Below are 5,191 nucleotides of genomic sequence, written 5' to 3' on the forward strand. Positions count from 1 at the left end.
CTGGCGCGGACCGCGACCGGACGCCTCGGCGGCCCCGACGGCCCGGTCGCGGTCCGCGCCAGGGCGCTGTTCGTCGAGGTCAAGATCGACCACTTCGTCGACCACGGCCGCGAGGAGGAGATCCGGGCGGCCATGGACGACCCGGACCAGGTCCGTCGTGCCCGCGCCTTCGAGGTGAACCCGTGACCGGACCCCGGGGCGACGCGCGCGCCGGGGGCCTGCTCGAGGTGCTGATCCGGCGCGTCGACCCGGACGTGCCGCTTCCGGCGTACGAGCACCCCGGTGACGCGGGTGCCGATCTGCGGACCACCGAGGCGTGCGAACTCGCCCCCGGGGAACGGGCCGTCCTGCCGACCGGAGTGTCTGTGGCCCTGCCGGAGGGGTACGCGGCCTTCGTGCACCCGCGATCCGGACTGGCCGCGCGCTGCGGCGTCGCCCTGGTGAATGCCCCGGGGACGGTTGATGCCGGGTACCGTGGGGAGATCAAGGTGATCGTGGTGAATCTCGACCCGCGCGAGGCCGTGCGGTTCGAGCGCTTCGACCGGATTGCCCAACTGGTCGTCCAGCAGGTCGAGCGGGTCCGTTTCGTGCCGGTCGCGGAGCTGCCCGGCTCGGCACGGGCCGAGGGGGGCTTCGGATCCACCGGTGGTCACGCCGCGGTGGAAGGTAAGAGCGGCACAAGCGTTCAGGCCGCCGTCGGCGGCACAGCGGGTGGGAATCGATACGCTTCGGTCGTATCCGACCGGGAAGGACAGTGACGTGTTCGGACGTCGCAAGAAGAGGGATGCCGCCGAGGACGCGGCCGGCGAGGCCGAGCAGGTCGTCGACGGTGTCGACACGGAGGCCGACGGTGGGGCCGAGCGGCTGAGGCTCGAGCCGGCGCCGCGGCCCGACGGGCCCTGGGACAGCTCCGAGGTGAGGGAGCCCGGCGAGGGCAGGGTCGACCTGGGCGGTCTGTTCGTGCCCGGAGTGGACGGCATGGAGCTGCGGGTCGAGGTCGCGGGCGACGCGATCGTCGCGGCCACCGTCGTGCTCCGCGACAGCGCCATCCAGCTGCAGGGTTTCGCGGCCCCCAAGCGTGAGGGCATCTGGGGCGAGGTCCGCGAGGAGATCGCGGCCGGCATCACCCAGCAGGGCGGCATCATCGACGAGGTCGAGGGTCCGCTGGGCTGGGAACTGCGGGCCCAGGTGCCGGTGCAGCTGCCGGACGGCACGAGCGGTTTCCAGGTCGTCCGGTTCGTCGGCGTGGACGGCCCGCGCTGGTTCCTGCGCGGGGTGATCTCGGGTCAGGGCGCGGTGCAGCCGCAGGCCGCCGGGCTGCTGGAGCAGATCTTCCGGGACACGGTCGTGGTGCGCGGGGAGGGCCCGATGGCGCCGCGCGACCCGATCGTCCTGAAGCTGCCCGACGACGCGCAGATGGTCCCCGAGGGCGTGCAGCAGGAGGACTCCCCCGAGGGCTCGCGCTTCGCGGGCGGCATGGGACAGCTGGCGCGCGGACCGGAGATCACCGAGGTCCGCTGAGCGCGCGGGACCCGTCCGGCGTGAGCCGCCGGACAGGCCCTGACGCTCCACCGGCACGACGGCGGGGCCGCACCCGACCGGAGCGCTGTCGACCGGCAGCGCCCCACCGGGCGCGGCCCCGCCGTCACGGGCGGGCCCCGAGGGGACTCCGCCGGGCCTCGAAGGAACTCCGCCGGGACTGCCGGGGGCCCCGCCGGGCCCTCGACGGCCGGTGCCCGCAGCCGCCCGCCGGGGTCGCGTCGAGCCCGTCAGGGTTCCGTCAAGGACACGTCACCGCGTCCCGGCCGCCGCCTCCGGCCGCCCGGGACGAACGTAGGGTCGACTCCGCACAGACAGCGGTGGACCGGTGACCGGCGACCGCGCCGTCCGGAACCGGAAGACAATGAGGGCATGGGACGCGGCAGACTTCGGATCCACCTCGGCGCGGCACCGGGCGTGGGCAAGACGTACGCGATGCTCTCCGAGGCGCAGCGCCGCGTCGAGCGGGGCACCGACTGCGTGGTCGGGTTCGTCGAGCACCACGACCGGCCGCGGACCAGGGCCCTGCTGGAGGGCCTGGAGCAGATACCCCGCCGCGAGCTGGAGCACCGCGGCGCCGTCCTTCCCGAGATGGACCTCGACGCCGTCCTCGCCCGCCGCCCCCAGGTGGTCCTCGTCGACGAACTCGCCCACACCAACGTGCCCGGCTCGCGCAACGCGAAGCGCTGGCAGGACGTGGAGGAGCTGCTGGCCGCCGGGATCGACGTGCTGTCGACCCTCAACATCCAGCACCTGGAGTCCCTCGGCGACGTCGTGGAGTCGATCACCGGCGTCCGGCAGCAGGAGACCGTACCGGACGAGGTGGTGCGGCGGGCCGACCAGACGGAGCTGGTCGACATGACGCCCGAGGCGCTCCGCCGCCGGATGGCGCACGGCAACGTCTACCAGCCGGACAAGGTCGACGCGGCCCTGTCGAACTACTTCCGTCCCGGCAACCTCACCGCACTCAGGGAACTCGCGCTGCTGTGGGTGGCCGACCGGGTCGACGAGTACCTCCAGCGGTACCGCAGCGAGCACGACGTCTCGGCGATCTGGGGGTCGCGCGAACGGATCGTGGTCGGCCTGACCGGCGGCCCCGAGGGACGCACCCTGATCCGCCGGGCCGCCCGGCTGGCCGAGAAGGGCGCCGGGGGAGAGGTGCTCGCGGTCTACGTCGCCCGCGGGGACGGGCTCACCGCCGCCTCGCCCGGTGAACTGGCCGGGCAGCGGACCCTGGTGGAAAGCCTGGGCGGCACCTTCCACCACGTGGTCGGGGACGACATCCCGGCCGCCCTGCTCGCCTTCGCGCGCGCGGCGAACGCCACCCAGATCGTGCTGGGCTCCTCGCGCCGCAAGACGTGGCAGTACGTCTTCGGCCCCGGCGTCGGGGCGACCGTCGCACGGGACTCCGGTCCCGACCTGGACGTGCACATCGTGACCCACGAGGCGATCGCCCAGGGGCGCGGGCTGCCGGTGGCCCGGGGCGCCCGGCTCGGGCGGTCGCGGGTGGTGTGGGGCTGGGTGGCCGCGGTGGCGGGCCCCCCGGTGCTGGCCGTGCTGCTCAGCGCCTTCGACCCGGGTCTGGCCAACGACATGCTGCTGTTCCTGTCGCTGACCGTGGCCGCGGCGCTGCTCGGCGGACTGCGGCCGGCCCTGGCCTCCGCGGCGTGCGGCTCCCTGCTGCTCAACTACTTCTACACCCCGCCCCTGCACACCTGGTCGGTCTCCGACCCGAAGAACATCATCGCCATCGTGATCTTCGTCGCCGTCGGCGCGGCGGTGGCGTCCGTCGTCGACCTCGCCGCCCGCCGCACGCACCAGGCGGCCCGGCTGCGCGCCGAGTCGGAGATCCTGTCGTTCCTCGCCGGCAACGTGCTGCGCGGCGAGACCGGTCTGGAGGAGCTGCTGGAACGGGTCCGCCAGACGTTCGGCATGGAGTCGGCGGCGCTGCTGGAACGCGCGGGCGACGTCGAGCCGTGGACCTGCGCCGGACGGACCGGTACCGGACCCGTCCTCGAGCGGCCCGACGACGCCGACGTGGACGTCCCGGTGGGGGACCACATGGCGCTCGTGCTGTCCGGCCGGGTCCTGCCCGCCGAGGACCGCCGGGTCCTGGGCGCCTTCGCCGCCCAGGCCGCCGTCGCCCTGGACCGCCGCCGGCTGCGCGCCGAGGCCGACCGGGCGCGCACCCTCGCCGAGGGCAACCGCATCCGCACCGCCCTGCTGGCCGCCGTCAGCCACGACCTGCGCACCCCGCTGGCCGGGATCAAGGCGGCGGTCTCCTCGCTGCGCTCCGAGGACGTGGACTGGTCGCCCGAGGACCGGGCCGAACTGCTCGAGGGCATCGAGGCCGGCGCCGACCGGCTGGACCACCTGGTGGGCAACCTGCTCGACATGTCCCGCCTGCACACCGGCACGGTCACGCCGCTGATCCGCGAGGTCGACCTGGACGAGGTGGCGCCGATGGCGCTGGGCGGGGTGCCCGAGGGCAGCGTCACCCTGGACGTCCCGGAGACCCTCCCCATGGTCGCCGTCGATCCCGGGCTGCTGGAGCGGGCACTGGCCAACGTGATCGAGAACGCCGTCAAGTACGCTCCCGCCGGTACCCCCGTCCTGGTGGCGGCCAGCGCGCTCGCCGACCGGGTCGAGGTGCGGGTGGTCGACCGCGGCCCCGGCGTCCCCGACGACGCGAAGGACCGCATATTCGAGCCCTTCCAGCGCCACGGCGACGCCCCGCGCGGGGCGGGGGTGGGCCTCGGCCTGGCGGTGGCGCGCGGTTTCACCGAGGCCATGGGCGGCTCCCTGAACGCCGACGACACCCCGGGCGGCGGCCTCACCATGACCCTGACCCTCCGCGCGGCGACGGCGACGGCGGCGGACGTGTCCGCCGTGCCGGCGACGGAAGCGAAGGAAGCGACGGCCGGGACGCAGGCTCCCGCGGCAGCCCGCACGGGGCCCGCGGGTCCGCGGCCCGTCCGCGCGGCGGAACCGGGGCCCGTGCGCCCCGCTGAACCGGAAAGGCACTCCTCATGACCCGTGTGCTGGTGGTCGACGACGAACCGGCGATCGTGCGCGCCCTCGTGATCAACCTCAAGGCCCGCTCGTACGAGGTCGACTCCGCCCACGACGGCGCCGAGGCCCTCCGCCTGGCCGCCGCCCGCCACCCCGACGTGGTCGTCCTGGACCTGGGCCTGCCCGACATGGACGGCGTCGAGGTGATCCGGAGCCTGCGCGGCTGGACCCGGGTGCCGATCCTGGTGCTGTCCGCCCGGCACGCCTCCGACGAGAAGGTCCAGGCGCTCGACGCGGGAGCCGACGACTACGTCACCAAGCCCTTCGGCATGGACGAACTGCTGGCCAGGCTGAGGGCCGCCGTGCGCCGCGCCGAGCCCTCCGGCGAGGACGGGGGCGACCTGGTGGTGGAGACCGACGGGTTCACCGTCGACCTGGCCGCGAAGAAGGTGCACCGCGACGGCGGGGACGTACGGCTGACGCCCACCGAATGGCACCTGCTGGAGGTGCTCGTGCGCAACGGCGGCCGGCTGGTGGCGCAGAAGCAGCTGCTCCGGGAGGTCTGGGGACCCTCGTACGGGACGGAGACGAACTACCTGCGCGTGTACATGGCGCAGTTGCGCCGCAAGCTGGAGGCGGA

General features: G+C 74.4%; 4 protein-coding genes and 1 pseudogene. All 5 read left to right on the forward strand.

The genetic code is table 11. From position 1 onward, the window contains the following. Positions 1-186 (forward strand): annotated as a pseudogene (locus AOK18_RS23485) (PaaI family thioesterase); the annotation flags it as partial. Continuing rightward, the gene (dut, locus tag AOK18_RS23490; protein WP_055572939.1) at positions 183-758 is read left to right on the forward strand and encodes a dUTP diphosphatase; all 576 of its coding nucleotides are present in this window, start codon (positions 183-185) and stop codon (positions 756-758) included. The pseudogene AOK18_RS23485 and the gene dut, both read left to right, overlap by 4 nt. Before the next feature lies 1 nt (position 759). Further along, on the forward strand, positions 760-1,521 hold the full coding sequence (locus AOK18_RS23495) for a DUF3710 domain-containing protein (protein ID WP_055572940.1): 762 nt from the start codon (positions 760-762) through the stop codon (positions 1,519-1,521). A 390-nt stretch (positions 1,522-1,911) separates the two neighbouring features. Then, positions 1,912-4,572: a sensor histidine kinase gene (locus AOK18_RS23500; protein WP_055695634.1), complete on the forward strand. Its 2,661-nt coding sequence runs from the start codon at positions 1,912-1,914 to the stop codon at positions 4,570-4,572. After that, on the forward strand, positions 4,569-5,191 hold a 623-nt coding region (locus AOK18_RS23505; RefSeq protein WP_055572942.1), incomplete at its 3' end, for a response regulator transcription factor. The genes AOK18_RS23500 and AOK18_RS23505, both read left to right, overlap by 4 nt.

The sequence above is a fragment of the Streptomyces prasinopilosus genome (genome assembly GCF_001419695.1).
GTDB lineage: Bacteria > Actinomycetota > Actinomycetes > Streptomycetales > Streptomycetaceae > Streptomyces > Streptomyces prasinopilosus.

What these genes read in the sequence shown, in the direction of transcription:
- AOK18_RS23500 (WP_055695634.1), top strand. Translation starts at nt 1,912, where the DNA reads ATGGGACGCGGCAGACTTCGGATCCACCTCGGCGCGGCACCGGGCGTG.